Origin of the sequence: Streptomyces sp. NPDC048639 (genome assembly GCF_043199075.1) — a bacterium.
GTDB lineage: Bacteria > Actinomycetota > Actinomycetes > Streptomycetales > Streptomycetaceae > Streptomyces.
Genome location: NZ_JBICVP010000002.1, coordinates 817,803 through 838,427, shown reverse-complemented (window position 1 = coordinate 838,427; position 20,625 = coordinate 817,803). Strand labels below are relative to the sequence as shown.

At 71.9% G+C, this 20,625-nt stretch carries 16 protein-coding genes; 9 read left to right on the top strand and 7 right to left on the bottom strand.

The window, feature by feature from the left end:
* Nucleotides 1-17 precede the first annotated feature (17 nt).
* Entirely contained in the window at nucleotides 18-1,301 is a 1,284-nt protein-coding gene (locus ACGFNH_RS08005) for a methyltransferase domain-containing protein (protein ID WP_393652156.1), read from the top strand.
* Between the two features lie 190 nt (nucleotides 1,302-1,491).
* Entirely contained in the window at nucleotides 1,492-1,866 is a 375-nt protein-coding gene (locus ACGFNH_RS08000; RefSeq protein WP_393652155.1) for a GntR family transcriptional regulator, read from the top strand.
* Between the two features lie 269 nt (nucleotides 1,867-2,135).
* On the opposite strand, the gene ACGFNH_RS07995 is transcribed toward ACGFNH_RS08000, so the two are convergent.
* Both ACGFNH_RS07995 and ACGFNH_RS07990 read right to left on the bottom strand, forming a co-directional pair.
* A complete protein-coding gene (locus ACGFNH_RS07995) occupies nucleotides 2,136-2,987 on the bottom strand; it encodes an LLM class flavin-dependent oxidoreductase (protein WP_393652154.1) in 852 nt (283 codons plus the stop codon).
* Between the two features lie 247 nt (nucleotides 2,988-3,234).
* Nucleotides 3,235-4,425, bottom strand: a complete 1,191-nt coding sequence (locus ACGFNH_RS07990; protein WP_393652256.1) for a DUF5925 domain-containing protein — start codon at nucleotides 4,423-4,425, stop codon at nucleotides 3,235-3,237.
* Between the two features lie 269 nt (nucleotides 4,426-4,694).
* Here ACGFNH_RS07990 and ACGFNH_RS07985 point away from each other — a divergent pair, with 269 nt between their 5' ends.
* Nucleotides 4,695-5,342 (top strand): GntR family transcriptional regulator, encoded by a 648-nt coding sequence (locus ACGFNH_RS07985; protein WP_393652153.1) that lies wholly within the window; start codon nucleotides 4,695-4,697, stop codon nucleotides 5,340-5,342.
* Nucleotides 5,343-5,590: 248 nt separating this feature from the next.
* Here the strand turns inward: ACGFNH_RS07985 and ACGFNH_RS07980 are convergent, their stop codons facing one another.
* Nucleotides 5,591-6,430 (bottom strand): carbon-nitrogen hydrolase family protein, encoded by an 840-nt coding sequence (locus tag ACGFNH_RS07980; protein ID WP_393652152.1) that lies wholly within the window; start codon nucleotides 6,428-6,430, stop codon nucleotides 5,591-5,593.
* A gap of 78 nt (nucleotides 6,431-6,508) precedes the next feature.
* Nucleotides 6,509-7,888, bottom strand: a complete 1,380-nt coding sequence (locus ACGFNH_RS07975; RefSeq protein ID WP_393652151.1) for an MFS transporter — start codon at nucleotides 7,886-7,888, stop codon at nucleotides 6,509-6,511.
* A gap of 160 nt (nucleotides 7,889-8,048) precedes the next feature.
* Here ACGFNH_RS07975 and ACGFNH_RS07970 point away from each other — a divergent pair, with 160 nt between their 5' ends.
* On the top strand, nucleotides 8,049-8,735 hold the full coding sequence (locus ACGFNH_RS07970) for a DUF2848 domain-containing protein (RefSeq protein ID WP_393652150.1): 687 nt from the start codon (nucleotides 8,049-8,051) through the stop codon (nucleotides 8,733-8,735).
* Between the two features lie 369 nt (nucleotides 8,736-9,104).
* On the opposite strand, the gene ACGFNH_RS07965 is transcribed toward ACGFNH_RS07970, so the two are convergent.
* The gene (locus ACGFNH_RS07965) at nucleotides 9,105-10,316 is read right to left on the bottom strand and encodes a S8 family peptidase (RefSeq protein ID WP_393652149.1); all 1,212 of its coding nucleotides are present in this window, start codon (nucleotides 10,314-10,316) and stop codon (nucleotides 9,105-9,107) included.
* 289 nt (nucleotides 10,317-10,605) lie between these two features.
* Between ACGFNH_RS07965 and ACGFNH_RS07960 the strand changes: the two genes are divergently transcribed.
* The 4 genes from ACGFNH_RS07960 to ACGFNH_RS07945 all read left to right on the top strand — a co-directional run bounded on the left by ACGFNH_RS07960 (nucleotide 10,606) and on the right by ACGFNH_RS07945 (nucleotide 15,561).
* Nucleotides 10,606-11,412 carry an SGNH/GDSL hydrolase family protein gene (locus ACGFNH_RS07960; RefSeq protein ID WP_393652148.1) on the top strand — a complete coding sequence of 269 codons (807 nt, stop codon included), beginning with the start codon at nucleotides 10,606-10,608 and terminating at the stop codon, nucleotides 11,410-11,412.
* A gap of 247 nt (nucleotides 11,413-11,659) precedes the next feature.
* Nucleotides 11,660-12,382, top strand: coding sequence for a GntR family transcriptional regulator (locus ACGFNH_RS07955; RefSeq protein ID WP_393652147.1), 723 nt, complete (start codon nucleotides 11,660-11,662; stop codon nucleotides 12,380-12,382).
* A 247-nt stretch (nucleotides 12,383-12,629) separates the two neighbouring features.
* Nucleotides 12,630-15,053, top strand: a complete 2,424-nt coding sequence (locus ACGFNH_RS07950; protein WP_393652146.1) for a collagenase — start codon at nucleotides 12,630-12,632, stop codon at nucleotides 15,051-15,053.
* A gap of 247 nt (nucleotides 15,054-15,300) precedes the next feature.
* Nucleotides 15,301-15,561, top strand: a complete 261-nt coding sequence (locus tag ACGFNH_RS07945; RefSeq protein WP_393652145.1) for a hypothetical protein — start codon at nucleotides 15,301-15,303, stop codon at nucleotides 15,559-15,561.
* Between the two features lie 75 nt (nucleotides 15,562-15,636).
* Here the strand turns inward: ACGFNH_RS07945 and ACGFNH_RS07940 are convergent, their stop codons facing one another.
* The gene (locus ACGFNH_RS07940; RefSeq protein ID WP_393652144.1) at nucleotides 15,637-16,842 is read right to left on the bottom strand and encodes a CaiB/BaiF CoA transferase family protein; all 1,206 of its coding nucleotides are present in this window, start codon (nucleotides 16,840-16,842) and stop codon (nucleotides 15,637-15,639) included.
* Between the two features lie 82 nt (nucleotides 16,843-16,924).
* On the bottom strand, nucleotides 16,925-18,118 hold the full coding sequence (locus tag ACGFNH_RS07935) for a type ISP restriction/modification enzyme (RefSeq protein ID WP_393652255.1): 1,194 nt from the start codon (nucleotides 18,116-18,118) through the stop codon (nucleotides 16,925-16,927).
* Nucleotides 18,119-18,591: 473 nt separating this feature from the next.
* Here ACGFNH_RS07935 and ACGFNH_RS07930 point away from each other — a divergent pair, with 473 nt between their 5' ends.
* Entirely contained in the window at nucleotides 18,592-20,523 is a 1,932-nt protein-coding gene (locus tag ACGFNH_RS07930) for a propionyl-CoA synthetase (protein ID WP_393652254.1), read from the top strand.
* Nucleotides 20,524-20,625 lie beyond the last annotated feature (102 nt).

Sequence of the window (20,625 nt, the reverse complement as noted above, 5' to 3'; positions counted from 1 at the left end):
GGTGCGACGATCCCGGGGTGAACGATGACAGCGAACTGCATGCGGTGACGGGGACGGCTGCCTACTGGGACGGGGCCGCCGACGGGTTCGACGACGAGCCGGACCATGGGCTGCGCGACCCCGATGTGCGCGCCGCCTGGGCGGGGCGGCTGGCCCAGTGGCTGCCGGGCGAGCCGTCCGACATCCTCGACCTCGGCTGCGGCACCGGCAGTCTTTCCCTGCTCGCGGCAGGTGAGGGCCACCGGGTCACTGCGGTCGACCTCTCACCCGCGATGGCGGCCCGCGCGCGGGAGAAACTCGCGGGCACCGGGGCATGCGTCCTGGTCGGCGACGCTTCGGAACCGCCCGTGGGGGAGCGGCGGTTCGACGTCGTGCTCGCGCGCCATGTGCTGTGGATGATGGACGACCCGGCGGCCGTGCTGCGCCGCTGGGCCGCGCTGCTGCGGCCGGGCGGACGGCTCGTGCTGATCGAGGGGTTCTGGGGGACGACCGAACCGGTCGGCATCCGGTCCGCCGAACTCGCCGCGTTCGTGGCCCCGTTGGCGGACCGGTTCGGCACCGAACTGCTCTCCGGCGACCCCGCCCTGTGGGGCCGGCAGGTCGAGGACGAGCGCTACGCGATGGTGGTGCACCCGGCACCCACAGGCTCCGCGCCCGCGCAACGCGCACGCGCCACAGCCTCACATGACGAGACGTCAGGTTCGCGTATCGCACCGCTCCGCCCCGGCGGGCCGCGGCCCAGCCGCCACACCGAGGTCGTGGACGTCCACCTCATCCTGCGCCGCGGCGGCGAGGTGCTGCTCGCCCGGAGAGCCAACACCGGTTACGCGGACGGGCTGTTGCACGCCCCTTCCGGTCACGCCGAGGACGGCGAGGACGTGCTGCAGGCCATGATCCGCGAGGCGCGCGAGGAGACCGGACTCGATCTGGAGCCCGGCGACATGCGGGTGGCGCTGGTGATGCAGCACCGTGCGCCGGAGGACAGCGCGCGGCCCCGTATGGGCTGGTTCTTCGAGGTGCAGTACGGAGCGGGCGGCGAACCCGTCAACCGCGAACCCGGCAAGTGCTCGCAGCTCGACTGGTTCCCGCTGGACGCGCTGCCGGACGACATGGTCGCGTACTGCAGAGCCGGGCTCGACGCCTACCGGGCGGGCCATCGCTTCGTCCTGCACTGGCACCGCCCCGGCGACTCGATCGCCTACGACCCGCGCCTCCCGGACCGCGCCGTCGCACTCGCGTCCACCGCGCGGCCGGTCGTACCGCTGCTCGACACCCCCTGCATTCCGGCCACGGAGGGATAGCGGCGTCCCCGGCACTCGTGTCGCCGATCCGGTGACGGGCTTCGCCTTTTCGTGTGCCCCGCCGCGCTCGCACTCCTCGCGTCCCACACAATGAGTGCGACAAAGAGCAGCACAGACGTTCACCCCGCCCGAGCCGGAGTGCGGCACCGCCGTTGGCGTGCCCGGCCCCGACTCCGTCCCGAGGAGCCCCGTGAGCCTGAAGGTCACCGTCATCAGCGACGCCGCCGACGCACCGTACGAGCAGGTCCGGGCGCAGATCGCCGGCCAGGCGCGCTCGGGGGCGCTCCCGGTCGGCTACCGGCTTCCGACGGTCCGCGGCCTGGCCGAGCAGCTCGGCCTCGCGGCGAACACTGTGGCCAAGGCGTACCGCGCGCTGGAGTCGGACGGTGTGATCGAGACGCGTGGCCGGAACGGGACGTTCATCGCGCCGGCGGGGGAGGCGGCCGAGCGCGAGGCCGCCTCGGCTGCTTCGTCCTACGCCCAGCGAGTCCAGCGCCTCGGCCTGGACCACGCCTCCGCGCGCGCGGCGGTCGACGAAGCACTCCGCGCCACATACGGCACATGAGCCGTGTCCGGAGTGGCGTCCGCGGACCGAGCACCTGAGACGCGCGGCCGGGTGCCGTCGGGGACGCGCGGCCGGCCGGAGCCCCGCTTGCCGAAGAATGCTGCAGGATACGGGCGTTGGAAGAACCACCGCCCGAGCGGTGGCAACTCGCCTTCGACACGCGGGCCTACCATTTCCCGGCACCGCTACCGTCCCTGCTGTCCGGCTCCGGCTCCGGCTCCGGCTCCGGCTCCGCACGTAACGGGTCGGTCGGTCCTCAGGGCGCCGCCTCAGAACAGAGTGTCGGCAAGAAGGTCGACCTGGCCGATGTCCGAGGACCAGCAGTAGAGCATGACCTCGTCGGCACCGATGCCGATGAAGTCATCGACCGCATCGCGGATCCCCTCCGGTGTGGTGAGCAGGCCGTTTGCCACATGGTCCGCGCGTCCACTGAATTCGTAGTAGTCGCGAAGGTTGTGCCGGGCCTGCTCCACGGTGCTCTCCGGGCCGAGGGCGACGTTCACCTGGGCGACCAGGCGCGGTCGGCCAGGACGTTCGTACTTCCCCCAGACCGCCTCGACGTCGCGGAACAGGCCGGCCATGAACCGCGGCGGCAGCGCGGCGCCCAGGAAACCGTCGCCGAACCGGCCGACCCGCTCGATCGCCGCCGGGGCGAAGCCGCCGAACAGCACCTCGGGCCCGCCGGGCGTCGCGGGCACCGGACCGATGGGCCCGACCTCTTCTCCGTACGGCTGGCCCGACCAGGTTCGGCGCAGCAGGGTCATCTGCTCGTCGAGTCGGCGGCCCCGGCGGTGCATGTCGATGCCCGCGGCCAGGCAGTCGTCCTCGCGACCGCCGACGCCGATACCGAGCGTGAAACGGCCGCCCGACATGCGGTCGAGGGTCGCGGTCTGCTTGGCGAGCATCGCGGTGTTGTGGACGGGCGCGATCAGCACCTCGGTCTGGACACGGATACGGGACGTGGCACCGGCGAGAGCCGCGAGGGTGATGAGGGGCTCGGGATTGTCGAAGACGAGCCGGTCGAGCAGGCCGAGCGTGCTGAAGGGGCCCGTATCGGCGCGCCGGGCCCAGCTCAGCAGCAGGGCGGGGGCGTCGATGGGAAGGCCGAGACCGATCTTCATGGGGTGAATCCTCCGGAGGGCAGCCGAAAACAGATGCCGCCCCTCCGTGGCTCCGCGCAGCTGTGCGCGGGCTTGCTCCCGTTCTGCGGCGCAGGTTCCGGAGAGCGTGATCTTCAGAGTGCGGTGACCGTAACGCGGCCGACCGAGTGTGAGCAACGCCTTTCCGGCGAGACTCGTGCACTGCCCGATGGTCGTACGACCGAGTCCGCGTTCACTCGACTCATCGGGCAGTGCCTCCGGGCAGTGCCTAGAGGTACAGCCCGGCGTCCTGGTCCGACGGCTGGTGCGGGACCGACGCCGGGCCGGTGCCGCGGCGCAGCGCGAACAGCTCGGCCAGCGTCGCGCCGTCACGTCCGATCGACTCCGTGCCGTCGCCGCTCCCGCCGAGCCAGTCGAGCGCCTCGAGCCGGGTCAGCCGCCCCACCTCGATACGGGCCAGGCAGCGCCCGGGCCGTACGACGGCGGGATGGAGCCGCTCCAGGTCCTCGTTGGTGGTGACGCCCACCAGGACGTTGCGCCCCTGACCCAGCAGGCCGTCCGTGAGGTTGAGCAGCCGTGAAAGGGCCTGCCCCGCAGTGTGCTTGGCCTCGCCGCGGATCAGCTCGTCGCAGTCCTCGAGCAGCAGCAGCCGCCACCGGCCCTTCGACGAGCCGTCGTCCTCGCCGATCGCGATGTCCATGAGATAGCCGACGTCGCTGAACAGCCGCTCCGGGTCGAGCACGCAGTCGACCTGGCACCACTCGCGCCACGACCGCGCCAGCGTCCTGAGCGCTGAGGTCTTGCCGGTGCCGGGCGGTCCGTGCAGGAGGAGGAGCCGGCCCGCGATGTCGTCCGGGGTCACCTCCATCAGCCGGCCCATCGCCTCGGCCACCGGGGCCGTGTAGTTGGGCCGGATCTCCTCCCATGTCCCGGCCGAGATCTGACGGGTCGTACGGTGCGGGCCGCGCCGCGGCGACACGTACCAGAACCCCATCTGCACGTTCTCCGGCTGTGGCTCCGGCTCGTCCTCCGCGCCGTCCACGCAGCGGTCCAGCACCTTCTCGGCGAGATCGTCGTCGACCGCCGTGACCGTCACGTCCGCGCCGCGGCTCCACCGCGACACCAGCACCGTCCAGCCTTCGCCCTCCGCGAGGAGCGCGCTGCGGTCGTCGTCGCGCGCCGAGCGCAGCACCGCGGCACCCGGCGGCAGCAGCGTCATGCCCGACTTCACCCGGTCGATGGAGGAGCTGCGGGAGTAGGGCTGCTCGCCGGTCGCGAACCGGCCCAGGAACAGCGCGTCCACGACGTCGGACGGCGAATCGCTGTCGTCCATCGTCAGCCGGATCGGCAGGGTGTGGGCGGAAGCGGACCCGCCGCGCAGGGCGGGAGCGTCACTGGGGAGTGTTCCGCCGGGGCCGTCCCCTTCCGCCGCGGCCCGGTCCGTCACCGCGCCGTCCATGACCGCGCCTTCGCATTCGGGGAGGGCGTCGTCGGGGAGAACGGTGTCGGGCAGCGTCTGCAGAGCGTGCGAGGTGTCGGGAGCACGGTCGGGGGTGCTGTCGGGAGCGGGCAGGATCTGCCTCCTGTCGAGGTCGTACGGCCGGTGGGCACACATGGTGCACATGATCCGGCACGAAACGGACCTGCGCACCAGGTTTCCCGGCGCCTGCCCCGCAGTTCCCCCGAGGAACCGACCGCCACCCGTGGTAGCTTTCGTATACGAGCTGTATGCGACATCTGGGGGTTCCCGTGCAGTCCGGTCGTGAGAAGGCGTACACGTACCTCAAAGAGGTCGTGCTGGCCGACCCGGAGATGCAGGGCCGGTTCCTCACCGAGCAGGAGATCGCCGACCGGATCGGCGTCTCCCGCACCCCGATCCGCGAAGCGCTGCTGCTCCTCGCGGCGGAGGACCTCATCCAGCTCGTGCCCAAGCGCGGCGCCCACATCGCCCCGCTCTCCGGCCGGGAGATCACCGAGCTGATGGAGCTGCGCGGGATCGTCGAGCGTTACGCGGCGGAGCAGGCGATCGGCAACGGCGAGGTGCCTGCCCGGGCCCTCACCGAGATCCTGGAGCGCCAGAGCGCGCTCACCGGTCCGGGCGAGGGCCGGGAGTTCATCGCGGCCGACCACCTCTTCCACGCCACCCTGGTCTCGAGCGTGGGGAACGCCCTCCTCGATCGGCACTACGACGGGTTGCGCAGCCGCCAGATCCGCGTCGGTGTCGCGGCGCTCCACAACCAGCCGGGGCGCCAGGACGTGGTGCTGGCCGAACACCGGGCGATCCTCGACGCGTTGGTCGCGGGTGACCCCGGCACCGCGCGCGCCGCCATCACCAACCACCTCGACAGCACCCTGCGCGTCCTGCTGGCGGGTTAGCGGGCCTGCCGGGCGCCGCCGGGCCCGGCGATGGCGAGCTCCTCGACGGCGTCGAGGAGGCGGGCGGACAGGAGGGGCGGTTCGCGGCGTAGCGGGCGGCCGCGGGGTCGAACGACAGGGTGCGGGACGTGGTCATCCGGCCATCGTCGGCGATCGCCAATCAACTGCCGCCCACGGAAGTCCAGTTCGGCCGAACCTCGCGCGCAGCCCATCGCTTCCCCAGGCGCCCGCTACGGGCCCGGCACGCCCTACGGCCGGTCCGCCCTTTCCGGGGTGGCGAGGGCCTCGCGGCCCAGCCTCCGGTTCGCCAGCACCGAGACCTTGCGCCGGACCGCGCCGACCTCCTCCGTGTCCACGTCCGCGATGAGCATCCCGGGGCCGGACTCCAACTGCCCGCGTACCGTGCCGTCAGGACCGACGACCGTGCTGTATCCGATCCCCGTCGGTGCCGCCTTCCGCGACCGGCCCTCCTCCCCGGTGGGCACGGGCTCCGCCTGGTCCACGGCCGCGACCCAGAGTGTGGCGTCCAACGCCCGTGCGCGGACGAGGAGTTCCCACTGCTCCCGCTTGCCCGGCCCCGCGCCCCACGAGGCGGGGAGCAGCGACAGCAGCGCCCCGGCGTCGGCGTGTGCCCGGAAGAGTTCGGGGAAGCGCACGTCGTAGCAGGTGGCCAGGCCGACCCGGACGCCCTCGACGTCGATGGTCACCACCGCCGACCCCGGCGCCACGGTGTCCGACTCGGCGAAGCCGAAAGCGTCGTAGAGGTGGATCTTGTCGTAGGCGGCTTCGACTCCGGGGCCGGTGGCCAGCAGGGTGTTGGTCACGCGGCCGTCCGGGGAGGGGGTGAACATGCCCGCCACGACGACGATCCCGGCGTCCTTCGCGATCGCGCGGACCTCGTTCGCCCAGAGGCCGTCGAGCGGTTCGGCCACGGGTCCCAGCGGGATGCCGAAGCAGGCCATCGTCGCTTCGGGGAAGACCACGAGTTGGGCGCCGGACTCCGCGGCCAGATGCGCCTCCTCGCGCACCGTGGCGAGGTTGCGTTCGGGCCGCGGTTCCGCGGTGATCTGGCTGAGCGCGATGCGCATGACGCTTCCGCCCTTTCTGTTCACGGCTGTCGGGGAGTTACGGACTCGCTGGGGCGCACGCCGGCGTGCCCGGCACGCCTACGACGGGACCTTGGTGGCACGGCGCTGCCCGGCCTCCCGCTCCAGTTCCTCGTCCTCGGCCGGGTTCCCGTCGCGGCCCAGGCGGATCCCGATGACGGTGAGCACCGCGGTGAGCGCGATGTATACGGCGAGGGGCACCCAGGAGTCGTACGTGCTGAGCAGCAGCGTGAACAGCACGGGTGCGACGGCGCCGCCGATCAGGCCTGCCAGGGTGTAGGCGAGCGAGGATCCGGTGTAGCGGAGCCGGGGGGTGAACTGCTCGGCGATGAAGGCCGCCTGGGGCCCGTACATCAGCGAGTGGATCGCCAGCGCCCCGACGACGCCGAGAGTCAGCAGCAGCCAGCTCGTGCCATCGACGAGCGCGAAGAACAGGAACGGCCAGAGGGCGGCGGCGACCGCGGAACAGCCGTACACCAGACGGCGGTTGACCCGGTCGGAGAGCGCTCCGGCCAGCGGGATGAGGACGATCTGCAGCGCGGACCCGATGAGCACGGCGCTGAGCGCGGACGCGCGGGACATGCCCAGCTCGCCGGTGGCGTACGTGAGGACGAACACCGTGAACATCGCGTACAGCACATCGGGTGCCACACGGCTGAGGATCGCCGCGCTCAGTGCCCGCGGCTGGGTGGTGAAGACATCGCGGACCGGCGCCTGGGGGCGGTCCTCGGTGGCCTGGATGGCCTTGAAGACCGGCGTCTCCTCCAGCTTGACGCGGATCCACAGGCCGAAGACCACCAGGAGTCCGGAGAGCAGGAACGCCACGCGCCAGCCCCAGGAGAGGAACTCGTCCTCGGTGAGCAGCGCGCCGAGCGCGGCGAGGACGCCGTTGGCGAGAAGGTTTCCCGCGGGCGGCCCGACCTGGGCGGCCGACGCGTAGAAGCCCCGGCGGCGCGGGTCGGCGAACTCGCTGGAGAGCAGCACGGCTCCGCCCCACTCGCCGCCGACCCCGACGCCCTGGGCGAAGCGCAGCAGCACCAGGCCGATGGGGGCGGCGACGCCCACGGTGGCGTACGTCGGCAGGACGCCGATCAGCAGCGTCGCGACGCCGATGAGGACGAGGGTGGCGATGAGCACCCGCTTGCGGCCGATCACATCGCCGAGGCGGCCGAAGACGAATCCGCCGAGCGGTCGTGAGACATAGCCCACGGCGTAGGTGGAGAACGCCAGGAGGGTGCCGGTGAGCGGGTCGCTCGAGGGGAAGAAGAGGTCGCCGAAGACCAGGGCCGCGGCGGCCGAGTAGACCGCGAAGTCGTACCACTCCAGAGAGGTCCCGGTGAGGCTCGCGAAGAAGGCGCGGCGGGCCGCCCGGGGGTCGGCGGTCCGGTCGGCGGGCCGGCCGGCGGGGGACTTCCGCGGCCGGGGGTCTGTGCTGTGCATGGTGGCCATTCCTTGCCGGGGCGCGTTCAAGTATTGGCATACTTGCTGTATACCAGTCGTATGCGCAATCCCCTGGGCGGGAATTTCGGCGCTGAGAAAAACGGCGAATACGGAGAAAAGTGAACGTATCTCCGTCCGCTGTCCGTGGTCTGGAGGGCCGATGAACAAGCTGATCTTTGAACTGCCCGACGGCTCCACCCGGAGCGTGAACGTCGTGCAGGTGCTGAACGCGGGCTACGCCGGGCGCAGCCAGGAGGACGTCGCGGCCCATGTCGCCGAGCTGGCCGAACTAGGGGTGCCGGCCCCGTCCACCACCCCCGCCCTCTACCCGGTGTCGCCGTACCTCGCCCAGCAGACGGGCCGGGTCAGCGTCCAGCACGGTCGTACCTCGGGCGAGGCCGAGTGGGCGCTGGTCGTCGCGGAGGACGGCGAGCTGCTGCTCACCGCGGCCTGCGACCACACCGACCGCGACCTGGAGGTGCACGGCGTGGCCTGGAGCAAGAACGCCGGGCCCGATGTGCTCTCCACCCGGGCCTGGCGGCTGGATGACGTGCAGTCGCGCCTCGACGCGCTCACGCTTCGCGCGTGGGTCGCGCGGCAGGGGGAGGAGCGGGAGATCCAGACCGGCACCGCGGCCGAGCTGCTGCCGCCCGGCTACTGGGTCGAGCTGCTCCGTGAGCGCGGCGATCTGGTGCCCGGCACGGTGCTGATGTCCGGCACGATCCCGATGGCCGAGGGCGTCGACCAGTTCGGGGACGGTTGGCGGGTGGAACTGGGCGATCCGGCGACCGGGGACACGATCCACCTCGCCTACGACGTGGTGCCGATGGCCGAACCGATCGGCTGAGCCGGGGCCCCGCACGCTCAGCGCGGCCCGCGAGTTGGGCCGGGGTCCGCGAGTTGGGCGGGGGCCCGCGAGTTGAGCCGGGGTCCGCGAGTTGGGCCGAGGTCCGGGTGCTGAGCCGGGGTCCGCGAGTTGGGCCGGGGTCCGGGTGCTGAGACGGGGTCCGCGAGTTGGGCGGGGTCCGCGTGCTGAGCCGGGGCGCGGCGGCCACTCCGCCCGCGGGCGGACTCCCGTTCCGCCCGCCCGTACACGACCCCGCCGTGGACCGTCGATCGCCGGTCCACGGCGGGGTGTTGCGCGTACGAGGGGGGCTACGCGCTCCGCACGTCCGCGCTACGCGCTCCGTACCTCTGCGTTACGTGCCGGGACAGGTCACTCCACGACCTTCAGCAGCTTGTTGGGCGAGCCGCTGCCGGGGTCGGTCACGACGTCCGGGGTGGCGCCGTCGCTCAGGGCCTGGGCGACCTCGGCGGGCGTGGCGCTCGTGTGCCCCGCGAGATAGACCGCCGCCGCGCCCGCGACGTGCGGACTGGCCATCGATGTACCCGAGATGGTGTTGGTGGCGTCGTCCGCCGTGTTCCACGCACCGGTGATGTCCGAGCCCGGTGCGAAGATGTCCAGCCGCGCACCGAAGTTTGAGAAGTACGAGCGGCCGTCCGCGTTGGTCGTCGAGCCGACCGTGATGGCCTCGGGCACCCGCGCGGGGGAGTAGCCCTCGGCGTCGGCGCTCCAATTGCCCGCAGCCACCGCATAGGTGACGCCGCTGGCGACGGAGTTCTTGACGGCGGTGTCCAGTGCCTCGTCGGCGCCACCGCCGAGCGACATGTTGGCCACCGACGGGCCGCTGTGGTTCTGCGTCACCCAGTCGATGCCCGCGACGACGCCCGCCGTGGTGCCCGAGCCCTGGTCGTTGAGCACGCGCACCGCGACGACCTTCGCGCTCTTGGCCACACCGTGCGCGGTGCCCGCTGCGGTCGAGGCGACGTGCGTGCCGTGGCCGTGCCCGTCCTGCGCGGTGTTGTCGTTGTCCACGGCGTCGTAGCCGTCGGCCGCCCGGCCGCCGAAGTCGGAGTGGCTGATGCGGACGCCGGTGTCGATGACGTACACCGTCGTGCCGCTGCCCGCGCTGTCGGGGTAGGTGTACTTCTGGTCGAGCGGCAGAGCCGCCTGGTCGATGCGGTCGAGTCCCCAGGACGGCGGGTTGTCCTGGGTGGCCTCGATGCCGACTCTCTTGTCCTGGTAGACCTTGTCCACTGCCGGGTCGGCGGCGAGCCGCCGCGCCTCGGCCGCGTCGAGCCGGACCGCGTAGCCGTTGAGCGCGGCCCGGTATGTGCGCTGCACGGTGCCGCCGTACGCGGCGACCAGCTTCTTGCCCTGGGCGGACGCGGACGTGAGTCCGCTGCCCTGCTTCAGCGTGACGATGTAACTGCCCTTGACGGCGTCGGTGGCGCCGGCGCCGACGATCGTGCCGCCCGCGGGGGCGGCGTCGGCGGGAAGCGCGGTGAGAGCGCCGAGGAGCGCGGCTGCGGCCGCTACCGTGATCGCTGTGGTGACCCTGCCCGAGGTGGTACGCATCACTGCCATCGCGAGGGATTCCTCCTCATGAGTGGCGCGCGATGGTGCTGCGCGCATGTGGGGGGAGCGCACGGGGAGTTCGTGCGCATGGGGCCCGAACGTGGGTGTCGGCCGGGGCCCTTCTGAAGAGTCCACGCTCGCCCTCGAAGGAACAAGAGTTCTGACGTGATGTCATATGCACGTCAAAATCTCACCTGTTACGCATGGGCGCCCCTTGCCAGTTTTGACATGGACGCTTCCCGTCCTGGATGGCCGCTGCTACGACAGATGTGGCAGAGATCCTGCTAAGGGAGGTTCCATGAAACTGTCCCGATGTGCGGCAGTGATGTCCGCAACCCTTCTCACCGCAGCGCTCGCCCTGACCGGGGCGGGCGCCGCTCATGCGACCCAACAGGCCGCAGCACCCCACTACGTGGCCCTCGGCGACTCCTACTCCTCCGGGGTCGGAGCCGGGAGCTACGACAGCGGGAGCGGCAACTGCAAGCGCAGCACCAAGTCGTATCCCGCCCTGTGGGCCGCCGCCCATTCACCCGCGTCGTTCAGCTTCACCGCCTGCTCGGGGGCTCGTACGGGTGATGTTCTCGCCGGTCAGCTCGGCCCCCTCAACTCCTCCACCGGCCTGGTCTCCCTCTCCATCGGCGGCAACGACGCCGGCTTCGTCGACGTCATGACCACCTGCGTCCTCAACTCCGAGAGCACCTGCCTGCAGCGCGTGCAGGAGGCGCGCTCCTACGTCGCCACCACCCTGCCGGGCAAGCTCGACGAGGTGTACACGGCCATCGCGAGCCGGGCCCCCGACGCCCATGTCGTCGTCCTCGGTTACCCCCGCCTCTACAAGCTGGGCGGCTCCTGCATCGCCGGGCTCAGCGAGAAGGAACGCGCCGCTCTCAACGCCGCGTCCGACGACATCAACGCCACGACCGCCAAGCGCGCCGCCGACCACGGCTTCACCTTCGGCGACGTGAGCACCACCTTCACCGGGCACGAGATCTGCTCGAGCGACTCCTGGATCCACAGCGTGACCTGGCCGATCGAGAACTCCTACCACCCGAAGGCCGCGGGGCAGTCCGGCGGTTACCTTCCCGTCTTCGCATCGGCGGCCTGACCGGACCGCCCCGCTCGGGTACGGCCAGCAAGTCCCGCAGCCCCGTAAAGCCCGCAGCCCCGCCGGGCCCGCAAGGCCCGCAGTCCCGGCAAGGCTCGAAGTCCCCTACGTCCGCGGAAGCGCGGAGACCGCGAGGAGGAGGCCCCGTCCGCCGGGGCCTCCTCTCCCTGGTCACAGGGGAGTTCGGGGCTCTCGGGGAAACGTCACATTGTACGCTGGGTGCCCCGCAGAGCATCGGAGGACCGCGATGGGCGCCCTGCAGCAGCGCAACCCGATCGCCGCTCATGAGCGGCTCCGCGATCAGGTCGCCCATGCCCTGCGTGCTGCCCTCATCGCCGGTGAACTCCGGCCCGGAACCGTCTACTCGGCCCCCGGCCTGGCCGCCGACTTCGGTGTCTCGGCCACTCCGGTGCGGGAGGCGATGCTCGACCTCGCCCGCGAGGGTCTGGTCGAGCCGGTGCGGAACAAGGGTTTCCGCATCACCGAGGTGAGCGAGCGCGACCTCGACCAGTACGCCGAGATCCGCGCGCTGATCGAGGTCCCGATGGCCGGCAGGGTCGCCAGGACCGCCACCCGCGAGCAGCTGGAGGAACTCCGGCCGGTTGCCCGGGAGATCGTCGACGCCGCGCGCAAGCACGACCTCATCGGCTATCTGGAGGCCGACCGGCGCTTCCACCTCACCCTGCTCGGGCTGACCGGCAACAGCCGCCTGGTCGATGTGGTCGGCGATCTGCGCAAGCGCTCCCGCCTCTACGGTCTCAACCTCCTCGACGAGCGGGACGAGTTGGTGCCCTCGGCCGAGGAGCATCTGGAGCTGCTCGAACTGATGCTGGTCGGCGACGCCGAGGGGGCCGAAGCCTGCATGGCACGCCACCTCGGCCATGTCCGCTCGCTCTGGGCCCGGGCCCGCGACGAACCCGTGGAGCCGCGCCCGCGGCTGCGGTTGGGTCCGCCCGCGACCGCGCGCTGACTCCTCCACAACTCCCCTCCGTCCCGCGCGAGATGCTGACGGTGTCCCGTCGGCCTGCCGGACACCGCCCGTTGCGCCGTCCGTAACTCGTCCCTGTCGTACGGCAGTTCGTGAGCAGTGTTGTCTGAAGCCTTGTCAGTGCAATTTCACATTACTATGTTACGGGTCACATCTCGGGGCGGAGAGAGCCCAGCACGCCCCGCCAACTCCCCACACTCCCCAGGAGATTCAGGTGTCGCATCCGCGCATGCCACGCAGAATCCTGCTGGCCACAACCCTCGTCACCACCCTCGCCACGAGCCTTGCGCTTCCGGCGGCACATGCGGCGCAGACCGCACACGCTGCCCGGACCGCACAGCCCGGCACCCCGCAGGCTCAGCCGAAGACCGGCCCTCAGGCCCCGGACCGGACCGGCCCTCAGGCCCCGGACCGGACCGGTTCTCAGACCCCGGCCCGGAGCACACCCGCCGTCAACGGCCGTGCCGGAGCACCGGCCACCAACCCCTTCGACGAGGCCGAGCGCCTCGCCGAGGCCCCCAAGACCACCGACCGTCCCGCACCCGCCCCCGGCGGTATCACCGAGAAGGGCCGCATCCCCGGCCCGCGGACACCGAAGAGCTCCGCACCGCAGTCCGCGCCCGCCGTCGCCCCCTGCACCCTCGACGGCATCACCGGCCTCGGTCCCGAACAGCTCGCCGACTTCCTCGCCGACCCGGCCGTCACCGCCGACGGCTGTCTGCGCGACCTCATCTGGACCTGGGACGCCCGGCTCGCTCCGGTGATGTCAGACGCCCACGTCCAGGCCGTCTCCCGCCGCATCTCCGCGCTGGCTCCCGCCCATGACGGGAAGAACGGCAGCCATCTGTACGAGATGTTCACGTACCTGCACGCGGTGGCCTACCACGACTTCTCGCGCGACGAGATCGACATCACCGACCCGCCCACCGTCGACGCCATGCGCGAGGCAGTGCAGGCCTTCGGGACCGCCGCCCGCACATTCAACGTCACCCGTACCAACGCCGACACCCTGCGCGAGGCTCTCTACGCGGCCAGTTCGCCCGGGCTGCGCCAGCACCAACTCGGCCTGATCAAAAGGGTGCTGGCCACCATGGACAGCTACCACACCGGCACCAACCGCGACCGGGCGTGGGCCGGTGCCGCGCTCGCCGGGCTCTCCGTCAACTACCTGGGCGTCTACCCGGGCAACGACGACACCGCCTTCCACGCCGCCGTCGCGGCCGACGCCTCGTACCGCGGCGCCTTCAAGGCCTTCGCCGGCTACACCCACCTCAAGGGGACGGACAACGCGTGGGTGGTGCGCGACGCGCTCGGTGAGTACGGGCGCTTCGGCGAGGTCGAGGCCCTCCGGGACGGCATCGTCCGCGACCTCGGCCCCCTGCTGGCCGCGGCCGTGCGCAACTTCGGCGAAGGCAGCGAGCCCTGGGCGAAGGTCGTCTCCTGGCTGATCGTCTTCGAGGCCTGCAAGCCGTACAGCGTGTGCAAGGAGGACATCGAGAAGCGGATCTTCCCGCACACCTATGTCTACGACGGCGGTGCCATCAAGGTCCGCACCGCCCTCGACCGGGCCACCGTCGACCAGTTGTACTACGCGAGCAAGCAGGTCAGGGCACAGTTCCATCGCGTCGTAGGGACCCGGGAACCGCTGGCAGGCGACACCAACACCACCCTCACGATCGTGCTGTACGCCTCACGCGCCGACTACGAGATCTACCAGCCGATGCTCACCGGGCTGAGCACCGACAACGGCGGCATGTACATCGAGCGCGGCGCGACGTTCTACACCTATCAGCGGCGCGTCCCCGAGGACTCCAGCCTCACCCTGGAGGAGTTGTTCCGCCACGAGTACGTGCACTATCTCAACGGCCGCTTCGCCGTGCCCGGTTACTTCGGCGAGGGCCCCTGGTACACCGGTGACCGGACCACCGCCATGGACGAGGGCACCGCCGAGTTCTTCGACGGCTCCACCCGCGACGACGGGATAGCCGTCCGCAAGTCGCTGGTCCGCAGCATCATCGAGGACACCGCGGGCGGTGGCCCCCGCATGACCGTCGACCAGCTCCTGCACGCCACCTACGACGGGGACGGCTTCCGCTTCTACGCGTACGCGGGGACCTTCTACGAGTTCCTGTGGCGCGAACACCCCACGCTGCTGCAGGAGATGTACCGCCATCTGCGCGCCGACGACCCGACCGCCTTCGACGCCTGGCGCGACCGCCTCGGACGCGACACCGCTCTGCAGCAGGGCTACGACGCCTTCCTCGACGAGCACATACCCAAGGTGGACGACCTCTTCGTGCCCGACACGAAGTACGTCCCGAACGACTCGCTGCGCTTCGCCCGCGCCGACGAGGTCCGCTCCGCGTTCGCCGCCGCCACCCAGAACACCCCCGTCTGCAAGGACGAGGGAGCCGCCGACAAGCCCCGCTTCACCTGTACGGGCAGGATCACGGCCAACCTCTCCGACTCCGGGGACCCGAGCAAGGTCTTCCGGGACATGTCCGAAACCGTCGACTACTTCATCCTCGACCGTACCGACACGGCCGGAACCAACTTCGATGACATGAACTGTTCCTTCGGCCCGGTTGAGATCTGGACCACAGGCCGGTCCGGCAGCTCGGACTACAGCTGCGAGGGGCCGCTGCGCCGCTGAGCCCGCACGCGGCCGGTGCTCCCCGCACCCCGCGAACGGGGCCCGGCCCCACAGCGGCCGGGCCCCGCTCCACAGGGCATGATCGGCTCCACGGCGAACTGGTCGTTCCCGTACCGCGGTTCGGGCCGGAATCGTCAACACCCTTGCCGGGAAGGTGAATCCGTGCGCTGTGGATGCGCGGGTGACGTGACGGGACGGTAGGGTTAATCTGCCCGGGCCGGGTGCCCTCGTTTGGGTGGGGAGTCTCATGGAACAGATAGCAATGCACAGCAGGGCTCGTGTACCTGCGATCAAATGCGGAACCGGCGCGTCCAGCAGGCGCCTGGACCGCCATCTCGCCGTGCTGTCCGGCCCTGCCGTGCCGCAGCGCGAGGCGGAGGAAGCGACCCTGCTGATGCGCGAGATAGCGTCGCACGACGTGCAGCGCTCCCGGACGAGCAGAAGCGCGCGGGTGAAGCTCTTCGCACCGTTGCGCAGGCTGCGCCGCTCGCTCTTCGGCAATCACTGACGCCTTTCGCTCCCCACCCAGGCCGCCGGCCGCCGTTCCCGTCGGCCTGGGTCCTCCGGTGGTCGCCCGGGTGCGTCAGGCGACCACCCCGTCCCGGCGCAGCGCGCCGACCTGGACGTCCGTCACTCCCAGGGCGCGCAGCAGCGCGTCGGTGTGCTCCCCCAGTCCCGGTACGTCACCGGCCCGGTGCTCCTCACCCCCCGGCAGCGTGATCGGCGGCACCAGCGTCTTCAGCGGTCCGGCCGGTGAGCCGGTCTCCTGCCACCGGTTCCGGGCGGCGAGCTGCGGATGGCCGGCCAGTTCCGCCACTCCGTTCAGCCGGGCGCAGGCGATGCCCGCCCGCTCCAGCCGTGCGATCGCCTCCTCCGCGGTCAGCCGGGCCAGCGCCTCCCCGACCGCCGCATCCGTCTCCGTACGGTTGCGGGTGCGGGCCACATTGGTCGCGAAGTCCGGGTGCACCGCCAACTCCGGCCGCTCCAGCACCTGCTGGGCGAGCCTGCCCCACTCCCGGTCGTTCTGGACCGACAGCAGCACCAGCGGGCCGTCGGCCGTCGGATAGGCGTCGTACGGGGCGATGACGGCGTGCGCCACGCCTGTACGCGCGGGCGGCCGGCCCCCGTACATCCCGAAGTACAGCGGGTGCCCCATCCATTCGGCGAGCGCGTCGAACATCGACACCTCGACCGGGCCGCCGCGGCCCGTGGTCCCGCGCCGCAGCAGCGCCGCGAGCACCCCCGAGAACGCGTACATCGCCGCGGCGATGTCGGCCGCCGGGATGCCCGCCTTGACCGGCTGCTCCGGGGTGCCGGTCACCGAGACGAGACCGGCCTCGCACTGCACGAGCATGTCGTAGGCCCGTTTGTGCGCGTAGGGGCCGTCCGGGCCGTAGCCGGAGACGTCGACGGCGATGAGCTTCGGGTGGAGGGCGCAGAGCGCGGCCGCGTCCAGTCCGAGCCGGGCTGCCGCGCCCTGGGCGAGGTTCTGCACGAAGACATCGGCGCCGGCGATGAGTTGCCGGAGGATCTCCAGCCCGCGTTCGTCCTTGAGGTCGAGCGCGATGGACTCCTTGCCGCGGTTGGCCCAGACGAAGTGCGAGGCGAGTCCGTGCACGGAGGTGTCGTAGGCCCGCGCGAAGTCGCCGCCGTCCGGCCGTTCCACCTTGATCACCCTGGCTCCCAGATCGGCGAGCTGCCGGGTGGCGAACGGGGCGGAGACGGCCTGCTCGACGGCGACGACGGTGATCCCGTCCAGCGGGAGCGGCTGGGGCGCGGTGTTGTCCATGACAGGTGTCCTATCGCTTCGGACACCCCGCTCGCCACGGGCCCCCCGTCCGGCGCGGCGGCCGGGAGCGGCACGGCGGCCGTCAGAGCAGCGCGAACTGGCCGTTCGGGCCTTCCTCGTGGTGGTCCAGCACCGACGCCGGACGGTGGGCCGCGGCGGGTGCCGGGAGGACGCCCGCGCGGCGGAGGTCCACGGCTGTGAGACGCGGGCCGTCGGCCATACGGGCGGCCAGCGCGGCGCGCTCCGGCCGCAGTTCGTCGATCATGGACAGCACCGTGATCAGCTCCAGCAGCTCGGAGGTCCACTCCTGCGGCCACGCCGCGGGCCGTACGGCGTCCAGCCCGCCGGGCGTCCCCGTGGCGGTCCGCACCTCGAACCACCGCTCCAGCACCCGTACGCCGCCCGCGTGGAACTCCCAAGCGGCCGCCGGTACGGGGGAGATGCGGCCCGAACCGAGGTGGAGCGCCCCCTCTTCCGGGTCGTGGCTCAGCGTGCCGGCCAGGGTGCGCTGGTCGGTCGGGACCGCTGCCCGGACGTACGGCCGTCTGCCGCCCGGGAGTTTGGGCCGCTCACCCGGCGCCGCCGCGCACCGTGCGCCGTAGGTGTGCAGCCACAGCAGGCGGCGGCCCAGAGCGACACCGGTACGCCATGTCTCCGGGGAGGCCGTCAGAGGGACGGCGACACCCTCCGGACGGCGGCCGGAGACTGCGGCCACCCACGCGAGGACGTCCTCGGCCGTGACGGGGAGGCCGAGCAGGTCGGCGAGGTGGTCGAGCAGACCGGGTGCCAGGTTGGGTTCACGCCCGCCCGGGCGCCGGTGGAGCGGGCGGATGCGGCCGGGGCGGCCCGCGGGCGAGCGCCCGTCGGGCAGGACCGCGGAGAAGACCAGCGCCGGGCCCGTGTCGTGCGGCACATGGCCGGGCTCCACGGCGAACGTCTGGTGCTCGTCCGCGACCCGCCACAGTTCGGGCCGGGCCATGTCGATCAGCCGGTGGTCGGGGATCAACCACTGCCGGTCGAACGGCCCGTGCAGGACCCGGACCGGCTCGGGGCAGGGGCCGCTCTCCCCGGCGATGGGCGCGGTCGGGGCGGTATGGCCCGGGAGTTGGGGCACGGCGACGTGCACCGTACGGGCACGGGAGGGCTGGAACAGGGCCTGGCGCGCGGCCGGGTCCGGCGCGCGCAGCAGGGCGTTCCAGCGGGCCTTGAGGGAGGCGGGGTCGGGCGCGAGGGGCCAGACCCGCCCGGTGCGCAGCGGTGCGACCGACCACGGCATGAGGTCCGCGAGCAGGGGCGCGTCGTGCGGCGGCGTGACGTCATGGGCCGGTGCGGCGCCGTGAGCGGATGCGGCACTGCGGGCCGGCGGGGTGTCCCGGGACGAGGGGGCCTCGTGGGTCGCCGGGGTGTCGCGGGACGAGAGGGCATCGGGGGACGGGACGGTGTCGCGGGGAGTGGCGGCGTCGTGGGAAGCGGCGGTGTCGTGGGCCGGTTCGACGCCCGGGGACGGCATGACGTCCCCACCAGCGTCCCGCTCCGCCATACGCGGTCGTCCTCCCCGATGGCGGCCGAACCGGCCGCCGCCTCGCCCCGTCGCGTCGTCCCGCATCGTACCCGCGGCTCCCGTCCCGTAGTCGGGCCCGAGGCCCGGGACCGATCCCGCCGATCGGTGTGCCCGAGTCGTGCCCGAGTGAAGCCGGAAACGGATCAAGCGGCGTGCGTCACGGTCCCGGACCGCAGAGGTGGGCCACACTGAGGGAAAGCCGAAGAAATCAGGAGCTTGACGTGGCACGTTACGAGGACGCCCACCGCAGCAGTCTGCGCGACCCCGACGCATTCTGGCTCCGGGCCGCGGAGGCGATCGACTGGGACCGGTCGCCGACACGGGCGCTGGATGCCACACGGCCGCCCTTCTACCGCTGGTTCGCCGACGGACGGCTCAACACCTGCCACAACGCGCTGGACCGGCACATTGCCGCGGGCCACGGCGACCGTACGGCCCTGATCCACGACTCGGCCTACACGGGGGAGCGGCGCTCGTTCTCGTACGCCGAACTGCGCGACGAGGTGGCCCGGTTCGCCGGGGCGCTGCGCGGTCTGGGCGTGGGCGCGGGGGACCGCGTCGTCATCTACCTGCCGATGGTGCCCCAGGCCGTCGTCGCGATGCTCGCCTGCGCGCGGCTGGGGGCGGTGCACTCCGTGGTCTTCGGCGGATTCGCGCCCAAGGAGCTGGCGGCGCGCATCGACGATGCCCGGCCCAAGGTCGTCCTCTCCGCGTCCTGCGGGATCGAGCCGGGCCGCATCGTCGAGTACAAGCCCATCGTCGACGAGGCCCTGCGGCTGTCCGCGCACCGGCCGGACGCCGTCGTCGTCCTGCAGCGCGAACAGGCCCGCGCCGACCTCCGCAAGGACACGGCGGGCCCGCAGGAGCTCGACTGGGACGAGCTGATGGCGGGCGCCCAGCCGGCCGACTGCGTTCCCGTGGCGGCGACCGACCCGCTCTACGTCCTCTACACCTCCGGAACGACCGGGCGCCCCAAGGGAGTTGTACGCGACAACGGCGGTCATGCCGTCGCCCTGGCCTGGTCGATGTCCGCGATCTACGACATCGGTCCGGGGGACGTGTGGTGGACGGCCTCGGACGTCGGCTGGGTCGTCGGCCACTCGTACATCGTCTACGCGCCCCTGCTGGTCGGCGCGACCACCGTGCTCTACGAGGGCAAGCCCGTCGGCACCCCGGACGCCGGCGCGTTCTGGCGGGTGATCGCCGAGCACGGGGTGAAGGCGCTGTTCACCGCCCCGACCGCCCTGCGGGCCGTGAAGAAGGTCGACCCCGGGGCCGGGCTTCTGGCCGGTCACGACCTGAGCGGATTCCGCACCCTCTTCCTCGCGGGCGAGCGGCTCGACCCCGAGACCTACCAGTGGGCCACGGACACGCTCGGTGTTCCGGTCGTCGACCACTGGTGGCAGACCGAGACCGGCTGGCCGGTGGCCGCCAACCTCCGTGGCCTGGAGCCGATGCCGATCAAGCCCGGTTCCCCGACGGTCCCCGTCCCCGGCTACGACATCCGCATCCTCGACGAGACGGGCGCGGAGACGGAGCCCGGCCGTGAGGGTGCCATCTGCATCAAACTGCCGCTGCCGCCCGGCACGTTGCCCACGCTCTGGGGCGACGACCAGCGCTATGTCGACTCCTACCTCTCGCGCTTCGAGGGCTACTACCTGAGCGGGGACGGGGGATACGTCGATGAGGACGGCTATCTGTTCGTCATGGGGCGCATGGACGACGTGATCAACGTGGCCGGGCACCGGCTCTCCACGGGTTCCATGGAGGCCGTGCTCGCCGCCCACCCCGCCGTCGCCGAATGCGCCGTGATCGGCGTGGAGGACACGCTGAAGGGCCAGGTGCCGCGCGGTCTGGTCGTGCTCAAGTCCGGGGTCGACACCGAACCGGGGCAATTGCGCGACGAACTCGTCGCGGCCGTCCGGTCCGAGATCGGCCCGGTCGCGGCCTTCAAGGACGTCGACATCGTGGCCGGTCTGCCCAAGACCCGCTCGGGGAAGATCCTTCGGAAGTCCATGCGGTCCATCGCCGAGGGTCGCGAGGAGCCGGTGCCCTCGACGATCGAGGACGCCTCCGTGCTGGACGCCCTGCGGCCGGTGCTGCGCCCCGGACCCCGCTGAGGAGCCCGTGCGGCTCCCGGGCTTCCGGCTCCCGGGCCCTGGGCCCTGGGCCCTGGGCCCTGGGCCCCGGGCCCCGGGTCACGCGTCGAGCGTCAGGCGTCA